At 50.2% G+C, this 21,009-nt stretch carries 17 protein-coding genes; 12 read left to right on the top strand and 5 right to left on the bottom strand.

Annotated elements, in window-relative coordinates:
* Positions 1-4: 4 nt before the first annotated feature.
* Together J3369_RS20080 and gpmA are read right to left on the bottom strand one after the other, a co-directional pair.
* Positions 5-724: a glycosyltransferase family 2 protein gene (locus J3369_RS20080; RefSeq protein WP_349590306.1), complete on the bottom strand. Its 720-nt coding sequence runs from the start codon at positions 722-724 to the stop codon at positions 5-7.
* 128 nt (positions 725-852) lie between these two features.
* Complete coding sequence (gpmA, locus tag J3369_RS20075; RefSeq protein WP_119502966.1) at positions 853-1,599, bottom strand: 2,3-diphosphoglycerate-dependent phosphoglycerate mutase; 747 nt, start codon at positions 1,597-1,599, stop codon at positions 853-855.
* Between the two features lie 376 nt (positions 1,600-1,975).
* Between gpmA and J3369_RS20070 the strand changes: the two genes are divergently transcribed.
* Positions 1,976-2,149, top strand: a complete 174-nt coding sequence (locus tag J3369_RS20070) for a hypothetical protein (RefSeq protein ID WP_303572246.1) — start codon at positions 1,976-1,978, stop codon at positions 2,147-2,149.
* Positions 2,150-2,198: 49 nt separating this feature from the next.
* On the opposite strand, the gene J3369_RS20065 is transcribed toward J3369_RS20070, so the two are convergent.
* On the bottom strand, positions 2,199-3,083 hold the full coding sequence (locus tag J3369_RS20065) for a LysR family transcriptional regulator (protein ID WP_349590303.1): 885 nt from the start codon (positions 3,081-3,083) through the stop codon (positions 2,199-2,201).
* Between the two features lie 286 nt (positions 3,084-3,369).
* On the opposite strand from J3369_RS20065, the gene J3369_RS20060 reads away from it, so the two are divergent.
* The 5 genes from J3369_RS20060 to J3369_RS20040 all read left to right on the top strand — a co-directional run bounded on the left by J3369_RS20060 (position 3,370) and on the right by J3369_RS20040 (position 9,178).
* Positions 3,370-3,915: a DUF2271 domain-containing protein gene (locus J3369_RS20060; RefSeq protein WP_349590301.1), complete on the top strand. Its 546-nt coding sequence runs from the start codon at positions 3,370-3,372 to the stop codon at positions 3,913-3,915.
* Positions 3,916-4,743 (top strand): DUF4198 domain-containing protein, encoded by an 828-nt coding sequence (locus tag J3369_RS20055; protein ID WP_119502963.1) that lies wholly within the window; start codon positions 3,916-3,918, stop codon positions 4,741-4,743.
* Positions 4,744-4,866: 123 nt separating this feature from the next.
* Positions 4,867-5,910: a 5'-methylthioadenosine/S-adenosylhomocysteine nucleosidase family protein gene (locus tag J3369_RS20050; protein ID WP_349590299.1), complete on the top strand. Its 1,044-nt coding sequence runs from the start codon at positions 4,867-4,869 to the stop codon at positions 5,908-5,910.
* 101 nt (positions 5,911-6,011) lie between these two features.
* Positions 6,012-7,244 carry a diguanylate cyclase gene (locus J3369_RS20045; protein ID WP_349590296.1) on the top strand — a complete coding sequence of 411 codons (1,233 nt, stop codon included), beginning with the start codon at positions 6,012-6,014 and terminating at the stop codon, positions 7,242-7,244.
* An 86-nt stretch (positions 7,245-7,330) separates the two neighbouring features.
* Positions 7,331-9,178 carry a serine hydrolase domain-containing protein gene (locus J3369_RS20040; protein WP_349590293.1) on the top strand — a complete coding sequence of 616 codons (1,848 nt, stop codon included), beginning with the start codon at positions 7,331-7,333 and terminating at the stop codon, positions 9,176-9,178.
* Between the two features lie 43 nt (positions 9,179-9,221).
* Here J3369_RS20040 and J3369_RS20035 read toward each other — a convergent pair whose 3' ends face one another.
* Positions 9,222-9,665, bottom strand: a complete 444-nt coding sequence (locus J3369_RS20035; protein ID WP_119502960.1) for a DUF2721 domain-containing protein — start codon at positions 9,663-9,665, stop codon at positions 9,222-9,224.
* Positions 9,666-9,834: 169 nt separating this feature from the next.
* On the opposite strand from J3369_RS20035, the gene J3369_RS20030 reads away from it, so the two are divergent.
* From J3369_RS20030 to J3369_RS20005, 6 genes are all read left to right on the top strand, one after another.
* Positions 9,835-11,205 carry a TolC family protein gene (locus J3369_RS20030; protein WP_349590290.1) on the top strand — a complete coding sequence of 457 codons (1,371 nt, stop codon included), beginning with the start codon at positions 9,835-9,837 and terminating at the stop codon, positions 11,203-11,205.
* On the top strand, positions 11,202-12,461 hold the full coding sequence (locus J3369_RS20025) for an efflux RND transporter periplasmic adaptor subunit (protein WP_349590287.1): 1,260 nt from the start codon (positions 11,202-11,204) through the stop codon (positions 12,459-12,461). Before J3369_RS20030 ends, J3369_RS20025 begins: the two co-directional genes overlap by 4 nt.
* Complete coding sequence (locus J3369_RS20020) at positions 12,448-15,609, top strand: efflux RND transporter permease subunit (protein WP_349590284.1); 3,162 nt, start codon at positions 12,448-12,450, stop codon at positions 15,607-15,609. Before J3369_RS20025 ends, J3369_RS20020 begins: the two co-directional genes overlap by 14 nt.
* The gene (locus J3369_RS20015) at positions 15,587-16,258 is read left to right on the top strand and encodes a response regulator transcription factor (RefSeq protein WP_349590281.1); all 672 of its coding nucleotides are present in this window, start codon (positions 15,587-15,589) and stop codon (positions 16,256-16,258) included. Before J3369_RS20020 ends, J3369_RS20015 begins: the two co-directional genes overlap by 23 nt.
* 1 nt (position 16,259) lies before the next feature.
* A complete protein-coding gene (locus tag J3369_RS20010; RefSeq protein ID WP_349590279.1) occupies positions 16,260-17,540 on the top strand; it encodes a sensor histidine kinase in 1,281 nt (426 codons plus the stop codon).
* 123 nt (positions 17,541-17,663) lie between these two features.
* Positions 17,664-19,514, top strand: coding sequence for a metallophosphoesterase family protein (locus J3369_RS20005; protein WP_349590277.1), 1,851 nt, complete (start codon positions 17,664-17,666; stop codon positions 19,512-19,514).
* 23 nt (positions 19,515-19,537) lie between these two features.
* Here the strand turns inward: J3369_RS20005 and J3369_RS20000 are convergent, their stop codons facing one another.
* Complete coding sequence (locus J3369_RS20000; RefSeq protein ID WP_349590274.1) at positions 19,538-20,815, bottom strand: aminotransferase class V-fold PLP-dependent enzyme; 1,278 nt, start codon at positions 20,813-20,815, stop codon at positions 19,538-19,540.
* Between the last annotated feature and the right edge of the window lie 194 nt (positions 20,816-21,009).

Raw genomic sequence — 21,009 nt, 5'->3', positions numbered from 1 at the left:
TGGCTTATTCACTGATGATGTCCGCATGTTTGCAGCGTCTTTGCAGCCAGAGCACACCAAATAAATCCACTATCCCTACACCCAGACGGCCCAGCATATTGTATTTGGATGTACCGGTTTGACGGTCGCGGTGTGAGACTTCAATGACAACAATTTTACCGCCCATCCGGCGGATGAGGGCAGGTAAGAACCGGTGCATGTGATCAAAATACGGCAGGCGTCTGAATGTTTCTGCGGGAAAAACTTTCAGCCCGCATCCGGTATCAGGTGTGTCATCACCAAGCAGTGAGCTGCGAATCTTGTTGGCGACTTTTGATTGAAATCGCTTCCAGGCTGTATCTTTACGGGCTTTGCGGTAACCGGCGATACAGAAATGTTCTGAATCATAAAATGCAGCAGCGGCCTTCAGCATGGCGGGTATATCAGCAGGATTGTTCTGGCCGTCAGCGTCAAGGGTGACAATCAGTTTTCCACTTGCATGGGCTACGCCGGTAAATATGGCGGTGCTTTGTCCCACAGAGCGTTTGTGCCGGATGAGTCGTACAGGCACAGAAGCAGTTCTGCTCACAGCCAGTATCCTGCCGGCGGTGTCATCAGTACTGCCATCATCAACATAAATAATTTCGTAAAGGCATTGCAGACCGGGAGTCTGAATAATTTCTTCAACGAGAGGGGCAATATTGTCCTGCTCATTTTTGGCAGGAATAATGACAGAAAGATCCAACTGAGTTCCTCTTCAACATAACGTTGTACTGCGAATCAGATGGAATCATACAGATAGAAACTTAAGAAAAGCTTAAGAATGAAGATAAGGCACACGCTGTCTTTCAGCGTGTGCATAATAGATACGAATTACTTCGCTTTACCTTGTTTGGCAACGGCATCCATCATCGCTTTGATCGCTTCAGGGTCGCCCAGGTATTCTTTAGAAATTGGTTTCAGATCGGCATCCAGTTCGTATACCAGAGGTACACCGGTAGGAATGTTCAGTTCCAGCACTTCTTCTTCTGACATACCGTCCAGATACTTAACCAGTGCACGTAAGCTGTTACCGTGAGCGGCAATAACAACGCGTTTGCCATCCTGAATGGTAGGACGGATAACGTCGTGCCAGTAAGGTAGTACGCGGTCGATGGTCAGCGCCAGACTCTCTGCGCGGGGCAGAATGCTTGGATCAACATGGCTGTAACGACGGTCATGGCCAGGGAAGTGTTCGCTGCTTTCTTCAACTGCCGGAGGTGGTACGTCGAAGCTGCGACGCCAGATTTTCACCTGGTCTTCACCGTGTTTTGCTGCAGTTTCTGCTTTATCCAGACCTGTCAGGCCACCGTAGTGACGTTCGTTCAGACGCCAGTGGCGTTGTACAGGCAGGTAATGCTGTCCCATTTCTTCCAGCGCGATGTTCAGTGTTTTGATTGCGCGCAGCAGTACAGAGGTATAAGCGATGTCAAACTCAAAGCCTGCATCTTTCATCAGTTTACCCGCGTTCTGTGCTTGCGCAACGCCGGTTTCAGTCAAATCCACATCGTGCCAGCCAGTGAAGCGGTTTTCCAGATTCCACTGACTTTCGCCGTGACGGATAAGTACCAATTTATACATAGAAGTTCCCTAAGTCCTGGTAATAGAAAAATGGTAAAGGCATACACACTGCTATGCCAATTTTACATTCGAAAGTGCCGCTATCATCCTTTATTCGCGGTTAAAAATCCAGTTTGAGGAAAGATGTTATACCAGATGATTTTGCTCAAAGCTTGACCATACGGGCGTTTCAGGAGAATGAGGCATGTGTCAAAAATCAGTCTGGTCTGAAATGTGCTTTATCAACAGTGAGTATGAATTTCCGGATGCGCCAGTCAGCATAAACTGAGCGACAAACCGGCAGTAAGGATTATCATCCCGGGCTATACAATATGCGCGGTTTAACGACCGCGGGCGAATAGCTCAGGCATGTCTAAGTTAGTCAGGAGTGATAACTATGTGTCTTGATACGATCAAAATTCAACGTAAACGTGGAAAAGCCATTAAAACAGGCGAAAGCCGGGCTGAAAATGAAACCCGTACCGGTAAGCAATATCGCTATAAGGCACGGGGCACACGAACTTCACAACTAGTGAACAAAGCGGTATCTCACCCCGTTTACGCCAATTAAAGAGATAAGGCCGGTTTAACCGGCCTTTTTTCATTTAGAACAAAGCGTTCTATATCAGTGAAAAAGATTCCTGCAAACACTTAACCGCAGCCAGTGTTTTTACTGGTGTTGCATCATGCTTCGGTGCAACCGCGTAGACATCATATTTCGACGCTTTCCATTCAGGCAGAATGTTTACCAGTTTGCCAGTTTCAATGTACTCTCTGACTTCCGGCTCAGGCAGCACGGCATAACCAAGGCCATCCAGAGTCAGGCGGATCAAAGCTTGTACCGAGTCCACCATCAGACGGGGCGGATTAGGCAGAGCTTTATCTTTTCCTTCCTGTGATTCCACATAATCCCGCATTCCCGGATGAGAAATATACGCATGGGGTGCTAAATCAGTACTGTTAACGGTATCCAGATCTGCCAGCGGATGGTTTGCTGCCACACAGACAATCAGATCCCAGGTGGCCAGATGACGGCAGTGCAGATTGACGTCGTTTACTTCCTGCAATGAAATCGCAAGATCCGCACCGCTGGCAATGACATCAGTAGTCTGGCTGGTTAATTCCAGTGCCACTTTAATTTTCGGAAATTCAGACAGTAATGCCTGCAAAGGTTTACTCAGCAGACCACCACCGAACCCTTCCGGCGCGACAATACGTAAGCGGCCTGAGGGTGTTTCCTGAAGTTGCTCAATCTGGTGCTGAGCCTCTTCTGCCACACGGATAAGTTCCATACTGGTTTTATAATAAATGTGACCGGCCTCTGTCAGGCTGATGTGTCTGGTGTTACGGTTAAACAGACTGAGTCCGATTTCCTGTTCCAGTTTGCGCAACTGCTGGCTGATGGCAGACACGGTCATGTGAAGTTTTTTGGCTGCGATACTCATGTTGCTGGTATTAGCAACTTCAACGAAAATTTGCAGCGAACGGAGAAGCTTGGTGTTCATATAGCGAATGATTCCTGTGAAATCTCAGAAGAAATGAGTTGAGAATTCATGCGAGTCAGTTTAGTCTAAATGGAAATAATTCTCATTTCTTGATAATCCTTACTCAGCCAGAATAAGGGTGCAGGCTGAAAGAGTCGATTCCATCACGTTCAATCTGTAGGACAACGGGATAAACAGCTTGTTCCGGCGGGCTTATCAGGAGAAAGGGGAAGATTCCGACCCGGAATATACCGGGAATATGAATGTGCGCTGACATTAAAATTGTTCATTTAAGGAGTGTCTGTTAATGGGATGTACCGTGGTACGCCAATTGTCATCAGCAAAACGCCGTGGGTTAGCTGGTACCGTTCTGTCTTTATCTCTCGCTGTTTTTCCTGTTTTGTCTCATGCCAGTGAAGTAAAGGTTACCTTGCCCCGTTTATCTGTGGCCGAATATCATGCACCTTATGTTGCCGTCTGGCTGGCTGATGCGAAGCAGAAGCGGGTAAAAGACATTGCCGTATGGTATGACGTGGAAATGGAAAACGGTAAAGGCGAGAAATGGCTGAAAGATTTGCGCCTGTGGTGGCGTCGCAGTGGCCGCAGCGCCGATTTACCGATGGACGGTATAAGTGGTGCCACCCGTCGTCCCGGTGAGCACACCATCGACTTGTCCGGACAGTTCGATAATATTCCTGCCGGAGAATACACCCTGTACGTTGAAGCTGCCCGGGAACTGGGTGGCCGTGAAGTATTAAGCGTGCCTGTCACATTGCCTGTTTCTGCATCGCAACATCAGGTTGCAGAAGGTGATCAGGAACTGTCTGAAATTGAATTAACTTTGGAGCCATAAATGAAAATTAAACATCTGATCGGTACCGGCGTTGTTGCCTTGTCTTTAATCGCAACACCGGCACTGGCTCACCGTGCATGGATTAAGCCGACAACCACTGTTGTGTCCGGCGATGACGAGTGGATCAGCTTCGATGCTGCCGTAGCAAACGGCATTTTTACTCCTGATCACTTCGCACTGGGCACAGAAGGTATTACGGTGACTTCGCCTTCCGGTAAAGAAGTGGCGAAGCAGCACGAACAGAAACTGCGCTACCGCAGTGTTTTCGACATCAATGTGAAGGAAGAAGGCACGTACCGTGTTGAAACGGCATCCCAGTCGCTGATGGCATTCTGGAAAGACGCAGACGGCAAGCGTCAGATGTGGCCCGGTCGCGGTAAAACCGGCACGCTGGAAGAATTCAACAAAGCGGTACCGAAAAAAGCAGACGGTCTGGAAGTGGTTGAATCATCACGCCGGATTAACGTATTTGCTACTCTGGGTGAACCTTCAGAAGACGCCATCAAACCTTCAGGTAAAGGCCTGGAGCTGGATGGTAAAACGCATCCGAATGACCTGTATACCGGTGAAGAAATCAGCCTTGGATTTCTGATGGATGGCGGTGCAGCCACCGGCACGAAAGTGACTATTGTAAAAGACGGTGAAAAGTATCGTGATACTGACGATGCGATGAACCTTACAACTGACGCTGACGGCCAGATTGCAGTTACCTTTGAGGAACCGGGCATGTACTGGCTGGAAGCTGAGTTTGAAGATGACAACGCAAAAGCACCGGCGCAGAAACGCCGTGGTATGTTCGTTCTGGTAATGGAAGTATTACCTCTGTAAACCATTTATTTTTAGCTAAATGGCAGCGCAGTTACCGCTCACTGACGGGGTAACTGCGCATTGTGTTTCTTTAGTATTTCCGCTTAAAATCCTTAATTCTTTTTACACATCCGGATTTTATCTATGACCCTTTCCATCACCGGTGCCCGCTCACTGGTTTTTGCATTATTTTCGTTGCTGATGCTGGGTGGCTGTGCAACGCCCGCCGTAGTAGCCCCCGCTGATACCACGCTTTCAACGGAAGCTTTCGGACCAAAGCAGTTTCAACAGGAAGGTTTTACTGCCGTCGTGGTGGCATACGGGCCTGAAATGAAGGGGATTCTGGGCCGTATCGAGGCTGATCCCGGCGCTCAGATCACGCAGGTCGTGAAGTACAAAGGTGTGACTTACCGTATAGGTAAATATCATGACGAACCCATTCTTGTATTTGCGACGGGCATGAGTATCGCCAATGCTGCACTGACCATGCAGATGGCTTTCGATTATTTTCCTGTGAAACAGGTGGTGTACATGGGGATTGCCGGCGCGGTGAATCCGGACTGGCAGCCCGGTGACGTGATTGTGCCTGAGCGCTGGTACTATCATGATGAAAGCGTGTACACCAATCCAGATAAACAAAACCCGGGCAATTACGTGTTGCCGGAATATTACGCCAGATTTTTGCAGGAGCAGCCGGAGCGCAGACAAGTGGACCCGCACCTGCCGGCATACAAGAACTTTCACTTCATCCAGCCAGACGAAGTGCTGATCATTAAAGACGGCCTGAATGAGCCGGTGGATACGGCTTATTTCTCTGCGACTCCCCGTTTGCTGGATGCAGCAAGAAGTGCCATGCTGGCCTTACCGGACCAGATGATTCTGGGCGAACGCAAAGCAAAATTAACGGTAGGCGGTAACGGCGTGACCGGTTCGGTATTTCTGGATAACCGCGAATACCGCCAGTGGACACGTGATGTATTTAAAGCCGAAGTGACAGAAATGGAATCTGCAGCAGTCGGTCAGGTTTGCACGATAAATGATGTAGATTGGGTTATAATTCGTGCAATCAGCGATCTTGCCGGCGGGCAGGAAGGCGTAAATGTAGAGCATATCTACGATCAGGAAGTGTCGCGGGTGGGTGCAAACGTATTGTTTGCTGTACTCGACGCATTAGCCAGGGAAGATTAATGGCTGCGAAGGTTATACATCAGTATAACTTTCGTATTTTGTTAACGCATTATTCTTTTTTATTGGTTATGCTGGTATGACAAGTTGTTCAGGTTGTAGTTATGTTTAAAATTCTCGTTGTCGAAGACAGTCAGATAGTCCGTAAAATTTTAAATAAGCTGGTGGAAGATAACCCCCACTTTCACAGTGTGCTGTGTTCGGATTATGCTGAAGCAAAGCAAAAGCTGGATAGCGGCGAAGAATTTCTGGCAGCGATAGTCGACCTGAACCTGCCCGACGCTCCGCGTGGTGAAATCGTAGAGCTGATGCTCTCTCATGACGTGCCTACGGCCGTACTGACCGGTAACTTTGATGAGACATTACGTACCTCTCTCATCGACAAAGGCGTATTGGACTACATCACTAAAGAATCCCGCTATTCTTACATGCAGGTTATCAAGCTGATTGACCGCCTGCGTAAAAATCTGACCACCAAAGTACTGGTGGTTGATGATTCCACTACCAGCAACTCTTACCTGTGTGCTTTTCTGCGCAAATTCCGTTTTCAGGTGTTGTCAGCATTTGACGGAGTGGAAGCGTTGCAGGTACTGGCTGAAAATCCGGATATTAAACTGGTTATCTCTGACTACATGATGCCGAATATGGACGGCTTTGAACTGGTTAAAGCCGTGCGTCAGGATCGTAACTTCCAGGACCTGGTGTTTATTGGTTTATCTGCCAACGGTAACAGTGTGTTATCTGCCAAGTTCATTAAAAGCGGCGCTAATGACTTCCTGAGTAAGCCGTTTTATCACGAAGAGTTCTTCTGCCGGGTGCTACAAAACCTCGAAGCCCAGGAGATGCTGGTCACCATCCGCGATTCCGCGAATCTGGACCCGCTGACAAAAACATACAACCGGCGTTACCTGTTTGAACAGGGTGAGGCACTGTTCAAAAATGAAGGGCGTCTGGGCGGGCTTACTGTAGCCATGATTGACGTTGATGACTTTAAACAGGTTAATGATACCTACGGACACAAAACCGGCGACCATCTGTTACAGGAATTTGCCAGTCTGATGGGAGATTGTTTCGGTAAAGATCTCTATGCCCGCTATGGCGGTGAGGAATTCACTGTGATTTCCACCCGTGATTATGCTGCTTTGCTGGACGATTTGAATATTTTTCTGACAAGAGTCCGCGAGCATGAGTTCACCGAGCATCGTCTCAATCTTACCTGCAGCATAGGCGTGTGTGCGGAAGAGATGCAGAATCTGGAACAGCTGGTAGATAAAGCTGATGCACGGTTATACCGTGCTAAATATTCAGGCAAGGATCAGATTGTCGATATGGATTAGCGCTGTTCTCTGAGCAGCAAATATAGCGGTGTCTTTGGTCCGGGACTGGCCAGTAAAAGAATTACAATTTGCAAAAGGATATTTGTATGACCCGTGTCTCCCGTCTGCCGGCGATGTGCTGGCTCGCTTTTATTATGCTTTTCCCTGCTCTCAGTGCGGCCGGTGACAGTGTGCCGGCCTCTGTGGATGAACTCGACGCTGCTATTGAAGAAATCTTAGAAGACAGCCACATTCCCTCAATGGCCTGGGCTGTCATTCAACCCGGCCAGGCCGCCCATATTAATACCTTCGGGGTAAAAGCGCCCGGCTCATCTCAGGCGGTAACGCCTTCCACGACTTACCGTATTGCTTCCATCAGTAAAATGTTCGTGGGTATCGCTGCTATGCGACTTATTGAACAGGGACGCATCAATCCTGAAGACAATGTCAGGGACGTTTTGCCTGATCTTCAATTTGAAAACCCCTGGCAAGAGACTCATCCGCTGAAAGTAAAGCATTTACTTGAAAGTACCACCGGCTGGGATGATTTGTCGCTGAAGGAACACGTGTACGACAACGCTGATGTCATGCCCCTCAGTGAAGCTTTCGGGATAAATCCTGACAGCAGGGTATCCCGCTGGGCGCCCGGCACCCGTCATGCGTACTCTAATTCCGCGGCGGTGGTCATCGCTATGCTGATAGAACAGGTAACCGGTCAGCCTTTTACAGACTATATCCGCGATACCCTCTTTGTTCCCCTTGGATTTGAAAATACGTTTTACGCAGAGCCTGAGCAAGACAGCGATGCTGCATCCGGCGTCAGCGGTGGTCAGGTTGTGCCTCATCAACACCTGTTGATGTATCCGTCAGGCGGCGTCTCATCCAGTATCAATGATCAGGCTAAGCTGCTGGCATTCTTTACCGGACGCGGTTCGCCACTGCTCAGCATAGACAGTGTCAACCGCATGGAGGTAAGTGATACCACGAATGTGCATCAATTCGATGGTGGTTACGGCATCTATAATTTTGCCCGCTACTACGGCGGATATGCCTACCGGGGGCATGACGGGGCGTTAACCGGCTGGACATCAGAGCTGGTGTATTCTCCGGAGGGTGGATACGGGTTTGTGATTTTGCAGAACAGCGATGATGCCAGAGTGCTGTATAAGGCGGGAAGAAAAATCAGTGACTTCCTGGTTTCGCAGACAGATACCCCTTCAGTGATAAGTCAGCCGGTACCGGATGAATGGAGGCAAAAGTCCGGCTACTACCGGTTTATTAATACCCGTATAGAAAAGCAGTATTTTATCGAGCGTCTGGTCGCTCCCGTTATGATCCATGTGGAGGATGACGGAGCTAAGCTGTCCAGCGTGTTTCCGCCGGGTTGGAACCGGGAATTAACCTACGCCGGTGACAATCGCTGGCAAAACGAAAAGGGTGAGATTGTGATGGCAGCGGCCACGGATCCCCTTGCCGGTGAGGTTGTTCATTACGGTGATCGCGTACTGGTGAAAGTCTCAGCCTTCAACGCTGTTGCCGATAAGGTCGTGTTATCTGCCTGGCTAATCTTCTTACTTATTGCGCTGTTGTATACACCGGTCTGGCTGATAAATAACGCCAGGGGGAAAATTACCACGGTACACGAAAAACAACTACGTAAGTGGATGTCACTGTCAGCGGTCAGTGCATTTGTTTTTCTGCTCTCGCTCGGCATTGGCATGAGCAATCCCTTTGCTTATCTGGCGGCACCCAGTTTAATGTCGGTTGTCTTGTTTATCAGCTCTGTTGTTCTGCCTTTGGTGACAGTATGGGCAGGCATTCAGTCGGTCATTTACAGCCGTTCAGATGCATCCCGCTGGCTGAAGGGCTTTGTGCTGATATTCGTTGTGCTGCAGTTGATGGTTGTCGCTTATCTTGCGTATTTTAATGCGGCCGGCATCGTTTCCTGGACATAAACAGTAAGGGCTGACAGCGCAATGCTGTCAGCCAGCCGCACTCTCAGTGTACGTTACGGGTGTATTCGATGGTTTTGGTAGCAAGCCGCACCTCTACCAGAAATACCAGTAAAGCTGATATCAGTGATGCCATTGCCAGAATAAACAGTGTGATGACCAGCGTATCGAGATTGATGCGCCATAATTCACCGGAAAACAAAGTAACAATCACCGAGCACACCAGTAAACCTGCGGTCACACACAGGCCGATCGCCCAGTTAATCACACCCACTCTGCGCCACAGCATAATAATTTCACGTTTGTTTTTCTGGATCCGCTCAGCATCAGCAAAGGTTTGGATATTCCGTTCAGCTACCCGTACGCGGTCGGAAATACGACCCAGACGGCCAGACATCACGTTCAGAAAGCCGGCGATACCGGCAAGCAAAAATACCGGCGCAACGGCAATTTTAATGAGTTCAGAAAGGGGGGTGATTAAAGTATCCAATGAATAAAACCTGCTAATTCAACAACCCCGCAAGTTTATCCTATGCCCCGTGCAATTTCACCCGCCCGGGTTCTGACTGGCCCATATTAAACGGTGCAATCAGGGCGTTAACCCGGCCTTAACCCTGACTGATGTAATGTTGCAGCATACGAGTAAACCGGGTGTAGTAATGAAGATGAATTTGCCGGTGCTCACAGTGAGCATCGCATTAATACTGTCTGGGTGTGCCAGCACCGGAGACACCACTGATAAAGCATTAAGTGAACGGGTGACTGAGGAAATGGGGAACACGGTTTCCTGGTTGCCTCAGTCAGACTCTGCTGTGAGAACAGCCAGTCTTGACCAGTTGTTGCCGGTAGAAGCCGTGCAGGCGCTGGTGGACGAGGCGATAGTGCACAACCCCGGTCTGCAGCAAACACTCATTACACTGAAGCAATCAAAAATACGGGAGACGTCTGCCAATGCGTCCCGCCTGCCACAGGCATCGGCCAGCTTGTCCGGTAATAACAGTGAAAATACTGACACCTCCTACAGTGCTTCGGTGAATGTCAGCTGGGAAATTGATATCTGGAACCGCATCGGTGACAGCGTAGATGCTGCGGCTTTTACTACCCGCAGTAATGCGGCGGCGTTGCAGTCGGCAAGGGCCACGCTGGCGGCCAGTGTGATGCAGAGCTACCTCGATATCATCAGCCAGCAGAAAATTCTGGATATTGAAAAGAAGAAGCTGGCCGCGCTGGAGAACAGCGAGAACATCATTTTAAACCGTTACCGCACCGGTCTGGGCACACTGGCAGATTTGGATACAGCCCGTACCAGCAGTGCAACGTCACGGGCCAATATTGCTGAATATGAAAATAATCTGGCCAGTTCAAAACGTGCGCTGGCGGTTTTGCTGGGGCGCAGCGATATGTCACTGGCTGATGTTGCCATCAGCGAGTCGTTCCCTGATGTTGTATTGCCGCTGGCTGCATTTCCGGAACAGGACCTGGCACGGCGTCCTGATCTGATGGCGGCGTATTATCAGATTAAAGCTAACGAATCCTCTGAAAAAGTGGCGTACAAGCAATTACTGCCGTCACTGAATATTAATGCAGCCCTGAGTGACTCAGGCGCAACACCCGCGCTGTCGTTGTTTAAAGAACCTGTGTGGAGCTTGCTGAGCAGTATTACAGCACCGCTGTTTCAGGGCGGTGAGCTGCGGGCCAATATCGCGCTGGCAGAGCTGGATACACTGAACAGCTGGTGGAACTATCAGGACACCCTGCTTACCGCTGTACAGGAAGTGCAGGCAACTCTGGATCTGGAAAACAGCTATCAGCGCCGGCAACAGCATATCAGTCAGGCTTACAGTAACTCCCGGCGCAGTCAGGATAACTACACCAGTCAGTACCGTCAGGGCCTGAGTGATATTCTCGATTTATTGTCGGTTACCCAGACTACCTATTCCCTTGAAGCACAACTGGTTCAGCTTCAGCGCAATCAACTTTCAAACCGTATCGATTTAGGGCTGGCACTCGGCCTTGGAGTATCGTCATGAGTCAGCAACGTAAAACCCTTTTCATCACTCTGGGCGCAGTCTGCGTGGTCATTCTCGCTGTTATGTTAATTGGTGGGAATGGTGCACCACCGGGACCGCCGTCTTCTGCTTCTGCGGCAAAGCCTGATTCTGCCGGCAAAGAAAATGGCAAAGAAAAGACACAGCCGGGTGCACCGGCAGGCAATATGCCGGGCGCAGGGCAACAGCAAAACACTACCATTCCTGAAGTGGGCGTGGTCAGTGTGGCAGCAAAGTCTCATAAGGCCAATGTAGAAGGTTATGGTCAGGTAAATCCCCGTTTTAATCTGACGTTATCTGCGCAGGTGTCGGGACAGGTACAGTCGTTGAGTAAACGGTTTGAAACCGGCGCACAGTTTGATAAAGGGGATGTGCTGGCCATCATCGACAATACCGATTATGAACAGGCCGTAGCAGCAGCACAGGCTACGCTGGAAGACGCAAAGGTGGCGCTGGAAGAAGAACGCTTACAGGGTCAGCAGGCATTGTCTGAATGGCAACGCTCCGGACTGGAAGGTGAGCCGTCATCTTCTCTGGTTCTGCGCGGACCGCAACTCGCTGCGGCAGAAGCTACAGTTGCCCAGGCAGAAAAAGCGCTGGCGCAGGCGCAGCGTGACCTGGCCTTTACTCAAATTACTTCACCGTTTAACAGTGTGGTGGTAACCCGTAGCATTCAGCCCGGCAGCTTTGTGCAGTCGGGCGCTGAAATTGCTGCATTGTATGCCACGAATGTGGCAGAAATCGCCATACCGCTGTCAGCGACACAGTGGAACAATCTGCCGTCACCGGCGACACTGAAACAAGCGCCCTGGCCGGTCACACTGACCGACATGGACGGTTTAACCCGCTGGGAAGGTGTGGTTGAACGGGTAGAGCAGCATCTGGACACCACATCCCGTCAACGAAGCGCGATCGTGGTAGTCAACGACCCGCTTGCTCAGGCATCTCCGCTGTATTTTGGTACGTATGTGGTAGCAGAAATTGCCGGCCGTGAGTGGCAGGATGTGTGGCAAATTCCGTCTTCTGCAATTTCGCAGAAACAGGAAGTCTGGTACGTCACGCAAAATAATACGCTGGATAAATTTACTCCGCAGGTATTGTTTATGGAAAACGGTCACGCCTACATTACACCGGTTGCCGGCATGGAGAGTGCGAAAGTGGTTGTGCGGCCGCTGAACAGTTACCTCGTTAATATGAAAGTGAATCCGGTAGCGGAGGTCAGCAATGGCGGCGAATAACAGCAGTATCATCGGCTGGTTTGCCCGCAACCCGGTGGCGGCAAATCTGTTAATGCTGGGAATGATCATTGTTGGTCTTGCGTCTTTGGGTGATATCCGTAAAGAAGCTTTCCCCAGCATGGATCCCCGCTTTATCAATGTCTCCATGACCTACGACAGTGGTGACGCGGTACAGGCCGAAGAGGGCATTGCGATTAATATCGAAAATGCGCTGGAAGGTGTGCCCGGGATTAAGCGCATTACCTCTACGTCTACAGCCAGTGGCAGTAATGTACAGATTGAAAAGGAAAGTGATTACGATCTTGATACGCTGCTTACGGATGTGAAAACCAAGGTAGACAGTATCTTCAATTTTCCGTCTGATGCAGAAAAGCCGGTGATATCCAAAGGCCGCAGGCAGGATCACGTGATTTGGGTGCAGCTCTACGGTGATACTGACCACGCCACATTGCAACAACTGGGCGATCAGCTGGAGCGGGATTTACTCGCCAAAGACGGAATTCGTGAGGTCAGTACGCCTAACTTTATTGACCCCATGATGTCCATCGAAATTGATGAGGCTAAGTTACAGGCATACGGACTGACCATGTCTGATATCGCTGATGCCATTAATCAGGAGTCGGCTACCGCTCTTACAACCAGCCTGCGGAACAAAGAGAAGGTGATCCGCCTTAAGGCCTCTGAACAGGCTTATTACGCAGAAGATTTTGCCAACATTCCGCTACTGGCCGACGACAGCGGCACATTCCTGACAATCGGTGATGTGGCTGACGTGACCGACATGTTTGCCGATGATGCCTACACGCTGGCCCGGTACAATGGTGTGAACGGCTATGGTATCCAAATCGTGATGGATGAAAACGGCGATGTGGTGAACATGGTGGCACAGGCGAAAAGCGTGGTGGAAGAATGGCATGAGCGGGGTCTGTTACCGGAAGGCGTAGAGCTGGAAACCTGGTATGACCGCAGCACCATGATTACCGACCGCCTCGCCCTGCTGACTAAGAATGCGCTGTCAGGCATTGTGCTTGTGTTTATCACGCTGGCAGTGTTTCTGAATCTTCGCGTGGCATTCTGGGTGGCCGCCGGTTTGCCGTTTATCTTCTTTGGTACCCTGTTTTTCATGACTGACAGCTTCGTTGATATGACCATCAACGAAATGACCACCTTCGGGTTTATTATGGCGCTGGGTATCGTGGTGGACGATGCCGTGGTGGTGGGAGAAAGTGTCTACGCTACCAGGCAAAAATACGGAGACACGCTGCAAAACACCATAAAAGGCACCATGCGGGTTGCCGTACCTACATTGTTCGGGGTACTGACGACTGTTGCGACGTTCTTTGCATTGTCTAACGTGGAAGGCGGGCTGGGTAAGCTTTATTCCCAGTTCGGCATGATTGTTACCATCTGTCTGCTGCTGTCGGTGGTGGAATCAAAACTCATTTTGCCTTCTCACCTGGCCCATTTACCGACACACAGAAAACCCCGTAAGGGCATTGCTGATCTGTGGGGCAAAGTGCAGCGCGGTGCTGATCGCGGTTTAAACTTCTTCAACGAACGGATGTATCAGCCGGCGCTGCGCAAAGCCATTCAATATCGCTATGCCGCCGTCATGCTGTTTGTCGCTCTGTTTATTCTGGTGATTGGTATGCCAATGAACGGTGTGGTGCGGGTAGGCTTTTTCCCCAGTATGCCGGGAGACACAGTGGAAGCGTCAATGACGTTGCAGAGTGATGCCAGCTTCGGTCAGAACGAGAAAAACCTGACACGGCTCGAAAGCACACTTAATCAAGCGGATGATTTTCTGATGAATAATCTGGGCCTTGAAGGTTCAGGCATCGCCAATTTGCAGGTGACGGCGTCCGGTGATCAGAGTGGCAGCATCATTGTTTCACTGGCAGAGGGTCAACCTTACTCGCTGGATGAACTGGCGTCGAAATGGCGTGAGCTTGCCGGTGAACCTGAAGGGGTGAAGCAATTAAAAATTCAGTCCCGCAGGGAAATGGTAAACGCCTTCCAGGTGGAGCTGAAGAGCATCAGTGACAGTACGCTGACGGCAGCAGAAGCTGCGTTCCGTGAAGCGCTGGCTAACATCGATGGTGTGCACAGTGTAGAAAGCTCACTGACACCGGGGGAAGCCATGTTGCGTTTCGAATTGACGCCGCAGGGCCGCGCACTGGGCATGGACACCAAAAGCTTGTCACAGCAGCTGCTGCGTGCATTTGGTGGTGAAATTGTACAGCGCTATCTGCGCGATAAAAACGAAGTAAAAGTGCGGGTACGTTACCCTGAAGATGACCGGGCAAACCCTGCCGATATCCTGAACGCCAGAGTGCGTTTGAACGACGGCACTGTGGTACCGCTGGACGTGGTTGCCCGTATTATCCCTGACAGCCAGCAGAAGCAAATCACCCGGATTGATGGTTTGCGGGCGCTTACTGTCTCTGCATCCGTTGTCAGTGATGAAATCACCTCCACTGAGCTGGTGGAAAAACTGAACAGTGAACTGGTGCCGGTGCTTACCCGCCAGTATCCGGATTTGTCAGTGCATTTTGCCGGTGAAGCAGAACAGCAGGAAGAAACACAAAGCTCTATGGAAACGGTGTTTATCCTGGCACTGGTGGCCATTTACGCTTTGCTTGCCATTCCGCTTAAATCTTATGTTCAGCCGGTGATCATTATGATGGCAATCCCCTTTGGTGTGGTAGGCGCTATCCTCGGTCACTGGAGTAACGGTTTGATGATGAGTCTGTTGTCTCTGAACGGTATTCTTGCCCTCAGCGGCGTGGTGGTGAACGATTCGTTGCTGCTGGTTTCCCGTTATAACGAGTTACGCCGTTTTGGTGCCGATGTGCAGGACGCCATTATCGAGTCATGCAGCAGCCGCCTGCGGGCAGTATTGCTGACATCCGTGACGACGTTTGCAGGGCTGTATCCTATTCTGGGGGAAACCTCCAAACAGGCACAGTTTCTGATCCCTGCTGCAGCATCGCTGGGCTATGGTATTCTGTTTGCTACTGTCATCACCCTGTTGTTAATTCCTGCACTGGTGTTAATTAATGAAGATGTGCGAAGCTTGATGGTGCGTGGCCGTGAGCATTTAAGAAAACGTTTCGGAGACCGTGATGACCACATTACTGCTGGTTGAAGACGATTTAGATTTAGCCGGGAACATTGTTGATTATCTGGCACTGGAAGATTTCGACTGCGATCATGCCAGTAACGGTGTGGCGGCACTGAATTTTCTGGCTGAAAACGAATATGCCGTAGTTATTCTGGACATTAATCTGCCGAGACTGGATGGCCTGTCTGTGTGTGAACGGTTACGTGAAAAGGGCGACGATACGCCGGTTATCATGCTCACCGCACGGGATCAGTTAGATGACAAGCTGGCAGGGTTTGCTAAAGGGGCTGATGATTATCTGGTAAAACCCTTCGCCATGGCTGAGTTGGTTGCGCGTTTGCAGGCGCTGTCGCTACGACGAAGCGGGCAGGTAAAGCAATTGCGATGCGGTGAACTGTGTGTGAATGTGAACGGAAAAACTGCCACGCTGGCAGGTGAGCCGGTGAAAATGAGTCCTACAGCGTTTATCGTACTCGAACAGCTGGTGCGGTCGTATCCTGCGCCGGTATCCCGTGAAATGCTGTCCCAGGCCGTGTGGGGCGAAAACCGGCCGGACTCCAATAGCCTGAAAGTACATATTCATCATTTGAGAAAGGCTCTGGGGAAAGAAAGCGGTTTGGATGTGCAGTCTGCCACCGGTGTAGGTTTCAAATTAGTTTCCGGAGCGCAATAGTATGGTTCGTGGCTTCAGTCTGAGTTTGAGACGCTATATTCTCATTGCCCTGCTGGTAATGGGAACAGTCGTCATCTCCGGTTTCAGTGTCCTTGCAATGATGAATTTTTTTGCCGGCATGGACGGCGTCATGCGTGGCAACATGATAGCGGCCGCGAGAGAGATCAAGGTTGAGCCGGGCAAACCGAAAGAAGTATTAAGTTTTATTGTTGCCGCCGACTGGAAGGATTTTCCGGACAGCGTAAAAACAAAATTCATCCCGGACAAACTCCGGCCATTCCATTTACATAAAGCCGTTGAGCGATCGTTTATCTTCTTCAGGCCGTCCAGTGCCGTATTTGTGGTAAAAATTTCCGATCGTCATGGCAGATATCCCGACCGGTACGTAGCTCAGGTATTTGACTCTCTTAAACTCGATGACGAACCTGAATTCATGATTTCCCATGAAGGCTGGTCCATGCTCCTTGGGCTGGGCGTACTGGTGTTGTTCGCAGGGGTGCTGATGATCCTGCTGCGCAGCGTATCGAGACCTGTGGAGCGATTGCGGTTATGGGCACAGGGGCTTAATGAGCAAACACTGGAACAACCCGTGCCGGAATTCAAATATCAGGAGCTTAATGAGTTGGCGGGTATTGTCCACTCCAGCCTGCAACATGTGCGGGAAGGACTGGTGAGAGAGCGGGAGTTTGTTTCCCACGCCAGCCATGAACTTCGCACACCTATTGCGGTGATCCGTTCCAGTGTGGAGCTGTTGCATAAACTGGAAGAAAAAGGGCCGTCAAAAGGCGCAAACGCCATCCGTCGCATTGACCATGCTTCCCACACTATGACCGATCTTACTGAAACCCTGCTTTGGCTTAGCCGTCAGGACCATGATGAACTGGCCGTATCTGACATTCAGCCGGGAGGGATGTTGTCTGCGCTGGTGCAGGATTTACAGTATTTGCTTACCGGAAAACAGGTGAACGTGGAACTTGCTACTGATGAGGCTGTTTGCTCTATTTCGCCGACAGCCCTTCGCATTGTATGCGGTAACCTTATCCGTAACGCATTTCAGCATACCCAAAGTGGTACCGTCACCATCAGCCAGTCTGGTCATACCCTGACGATCGTCAACCGTGAAGACGATGCGGAGCAGTGCGATGATCCTGCAGGAAACGACGAATTAGGTTACGGTCTCGGCCTGGAACTGGTAAAAAGGGTCACAGCCAAGCTTGGCTGGACCTATCAGCACCGCTTTACTGCTGATGGCTGTGAAGTGAGTATTGTACTTAACAGTTAAGCCAATTGACCGGCAGTCATATCAGGGGACAAAATTTGTCCCCGTTCGTTTGTCTTTATCGTCTGTAAATTAATAATCGCCAGGTGCTTGCGGACTGTCAGCCATCCATAAACAGGTTCTTTTATGAAATTTCCGGTTATTTTCCTTTTACTCATTAGTCTCGCCGGGTGCGGAACAGACAAGTCTCCCTCTGAACAAAACAAGACTGCAGGGAACACGCCTGCACCGGTTCAAATTGCTTTTCTTGCAGACATTCACTTGCATGATTTCTTCGCTGCAGCTAAAGATTTGGATGCATCTGAACTGCCACTGATAGCAGATACCCCGCTCTCAGGTGACAGCTCGCAGGGAGCACAAACGCCGGTGTTGATGCGCAGCATGCAGGCACAGCTCAACAGTACCCGGCTGTTCAATGAAAACTACTTTGTTTTTCGCGCAGCACTGGATGAGATTGCTGCCAAAGGCATTAAGCTGGTGGCGTTGCCCGGAGATTTTTCTGATGACGGACAGCCCGCCAATGTGAGGGCGCTGGCTGACATTCTGGCTGAATACACCAATAAATACGGCATGCGCTTTTATACAATCACCGGCAACCACGATCCCGTGCGCCCCTTCTCCCGTGCCGGAGGAAAGAAAGACTTCCTGCATCGCAGCGGTAAAGAAGTGGCAGTGATGAGTCCTGATCACCCCGACTGCCTGAACAAATCGGCATGGCAATGCAGCAATGCACTGCGGGAATGGGGCTATGCTGACATCATGGAAACCCTGAAATCACAGGGCTTCAGCCCGTCATCGCAGGATGTGTTGTATGAAACACCCTTTGGGACAGCCGATGTCAGTAAGCGCGGCTGGCGCTGGTGCGACCCCGGCAACGGAAGTGAGGAAAGTGATACGGGCGAGAACAGCAATACGACTGAAGAGAACGGGGAATCTTGTATTTTTATGCCGGATGCCAGCTATCTGGTTGAACCGGTAGAAGGCCTTTGGTTACTGGCTATAGACGCTAATGTGTATACACCTGAAGGAAAGGTTTCGTCGCTGGAGTTTAATGGTTCAGGGAATGCAGGTTACAACGCGCTGGTGGACTATAAACCTGAGCTCATTGACTGGATCGCCGGCGTGGTAAAGCGGGCAGAAGAGCAAGACAAGCGCCTGATTGCATTCAGCCATTTTCCCATGGCGGACTTCTACGACAACACACAGAAACAACTGGCTGAGCTGTTCGGAGACACCGGTATGCAACTCAAACGTATGCCGTCAGCATCGACAACGCAGATCCTGTCTGATCTCGGATTGCGGCTGCACATGGCAGGGCACATGCACCTGTACGACATTGCACAACCTGAAGACACAGGCGGGCTGGTGAATGTGCAGGTGCCGTCGCTGGCTGCCTATCAGCCAGGCTACAGCGTGGTTACCCTGAACAATGATGGCAGCGCTCAGGTAGATACCATCATTCAGCAGCAAGTTGCCCGTTTCGATACTTTGTTCCCTGTGTATGCTAAAGAGTGGCAATACCGCAAGCAGGCGGGACTGATAAACTGGGATAACACCATTCTGGATGCGCCGGACTATCTGCGTTTTACCGACGCGCATTTAAAAGAAGTGGTGCGACAGCGTTATGTGGGTCGTGAATGGCCTAAGCCGCTGGCTACTTTCATTCAAAGCAAAACGGTTGGTGACGCACTGGAAACGCTGGTATGTGCCAATGTCAGTCGCGTTACAGATGAAGGACTGCTTACAATGCCCGCCATCACACTGGCTAATGATTATTACCGTATCAGGAATGCCGGTCAGTTTGCTGACCTTGGTGGACGGGAAGTCGTGTACGAGCGTCTTAGTGATGCCACGTTACATTGTGAGTTGCCAGAAGCCGCCCCTGTGCAATCGCAACAGGTGAGGCGCTTTGTCGAACTGCTCAGCGACGTGGCGGTATTACGTGATGTTACGTCAATTACGGTGAAGGGGGTCTAACAGGGCGCTTATGCACCCTGTTGTCAGCCTGCGATTGTGGTGATCGCTTCTGCCAGCTTCTGCATGTGGGCAACCGGCGTGAAAATTTGCGGTGTCACGCGGATATTGCTGCCGCTGGATAAGTCATTTCTGACAACGGTAAAAATACCGAAATCTTCTTCCAGGCGTTTTTGTAACACCTGATTTTCTTCGGGACTGCTTTTGCCTTTTAAACGAAAGCCACCCATACCAGATGCATTATCTGAGCTGGCTGCGCCAAGTATTTCAACTTCAGGGTTTTCCCTCAGCGGTAACGTCCAGCTTTCCCACAAATACCGCAACCGCGCTTCTTTATTTTTGCCGCCAATTTTGTGGTGAAATGCCAGTGCATCTGGCACGCTTAAGAAACTGGCGAAGTCAGACGTTGCAAGATGTACGCGGTTAGCCACGTCATTGTCGCCCGGATCTTCGCCCGGAAAGGGCATTACAGGTGCTAAGGTTTGTTCCCGCATATACAGAGCGCCTACACCCACCGGTGAACCAATCCATTTGTGCAAATTGAAAATTGCCCAGTCGACACCAAGTTCATCCGGCGTGAAGTCGAGTAATCCCCAGGACTGAGCGGTATCACAGATAACATAGATGTCATGTTCCCGCGCGAGTTGTGCAATACGCTTAACCGGCATAACAAGGCCATGCTGATTGCTCACATGAGTAAGCAGCATCAGTTTTATACGTGGATTGCGCTCAAATGCTTTGCGATACACATCAATATAATCATCATCTGTACCGGAGGCCGGAAGTGATAACTCGTGACCTTTAACGTTTCTGCTGTCACTTAACCAGACCATCATGTCCTGGTAGGCGGGGTAATCGATATCTGCCCACAAGATTTCATCACCTGCCTTAAAATCATTGAACTGAGTGATCAAATTCACAAATGATTCCGTGGCATTGCGGGTCAGCATGATCTCATGAGTTTTAACCTTCAAAGCGTCAGCAACAGACTCCCGCGCGGCAAGAAAGTCGGCTTTATACTGCTTACGCACGTACCAGGACATGGCATGATTGACCTTCTTCGTGTGTTCAAAGAAGGCTTGCTGAACAGGATTAGCCATTTTTCCCCAGTAGCCCTGTTCCAGATTGATGATGTCGTTTTGCACATCAAACTGACTGCGTACGACTTGCCAAAAGTGCTCATCCCTGGCCACGGTTTCAGCTGAACCAGGGGGACTCTCAAATTGCTGGGCAGATAAAGATAAAGCGGTAGATGATGCGGCAAATGCCGCTGAATATTTTAAAAACTGTCTTCTGGGTGACATGTGTTCCCCGAACCTTATTATTTTTAATGATGTTATATTGTTGCAATTACTACGCTATAACCCTGAAATGTAAAAGTCCCGGTTTTGAGACGGATGTGCGGAAAATTTAGCCGAAGATGCAGTTGTCAGGAGATATGGACAGTGAAGCAGTGAGGGAGAGGAGGAGCTTGTCAGCCCCGTAAAGGCACCTGCAC

This window comes from Alteromonas sp. NFXS44 (assembly GCF_040148705.1).
In the GTDB taxonomy this organism is placed as follows: Bacteria; Pseudomonadota; Gammaproteobacteria; order Enterobacterales; family Alteromonadaceae; genus Alteromonas.
Note: the sequence above shows the minus strand (reverse complement) of the source record. Positions and strands in the feature narration are given on the sequence as shown.

What these genes read in the sequence shown, in the direction of transcription:
- gpmA (WP_119502966.1), bottom strand. Translation starts at nt 1,599, where the DNA reads ATGTATAAATTGGTACTTATCCGTCACGGCGAAAGTCAGTGGAATCTG.
- J3369_RS20070 (WP_303572246.1), top strand. Translation starts at nt 1,976, where the DNA reads ATGTGTCTTGATACGATCAAAATTCAACGTAAACGTGGAAAAGCCATT.
- J3369_RS20065 (WP_349590303.1), bottom strand. Translation starts at nt 3,083, where the DNA reads ATGAACACCAAGCTTCTCCGTTCGCTGCAAATTTTCGTTGAAGTTGCT.
- J3369_RS20060 (WP_349590301.1), top strand. Translation starts at nt 3,370, where the DNA reads ATGGGATGTACCGTGGTACGCCAATTGTCATCAGCAAAACGCCGTGGG.
- J3369_RS20055 (WP_119502963.1), top strand. Translation starts at nt 3,916, where the DNA reads ATGAAAATTAAACATCTGATCGGTACCGGCGTTGTTGCCTTGTCTTTA.
- J3369_RS20050 (WP_349590299.1), top strand. Translation starts at nt 4,867, where the DNA reads ATGACCCTTTCCATCACCGGTGCCCGCTCACTGGTTTTTGCATTATTT.
- J3369_RS20045 (WP_349590296.1), top strand. Translation starts at nt 6,012, where the DNA reads ATGTTTAAAATTCTCGTTGTCGAAGACAGTCAGATAGTCCGTAAAATT.
- J3369_RS20040 (WP_349590293.1), top strand. Translation starts at nt 7,331, where the DNA reads ATGACCCGTGTCTCCCGTCTGCCGGCGATGTGCTGGCTCGCTTTTATT.
- J3369_RS20030 (WP_349590290.1), top strand. Translation starts at nt 9,835, where the DNA reads ATGAAGATGAATTTGCCGGTGCTCACAGTGAGCATCGCATTAATACTG.
- J3369_RS20025 (WP_349590287.1), top strand. Translation starts at nt 11,202, where the DNA reads ATGAGTCAGCAACGTAAAACCCTTTTCATCACTCTGGGCGCAGTCTGC.
- J3369_RS20020 (WP_349590284.1), top strand. Translation starts at nt 12,448, where the DNA reads ATGGCGGCGAATAACAGCAGTATCATCGGCTGGTTTGCCCGCAACCCG.
- J3369_RS20015 (WP_349590281.1), top strand. Translation starts at nt 15,587, where the DNA reads ATGACCACATTACTGCTGGTTGAAGACGATTTAGATTTAGCCGGGAAC.
- J3369_RS20010 (WP_349590279.1), top strand. Translation starts at nt 16,260, where the DNA reads ATGGTTCGTGGCTTCAGTCTGAGTTTGAGACGCTATATTCTCATTGCC.
- J3369_RS20005 (WP_349590277.1), top strand. Translation starts at nt 17,664, where the DNA reads ATGAAATTTCCGGTTATTTTCCTTTTACTCATTAGTCTCGCCGGGTGC.
- J3369_RS20000 (WP_349590274.1), bottom strand. Translation starts at nt 20,815, where the DNA reads ATGTCACCCAGAAGACAGTTTTTAAAATATTCAGCGGCATTTGCCGCA.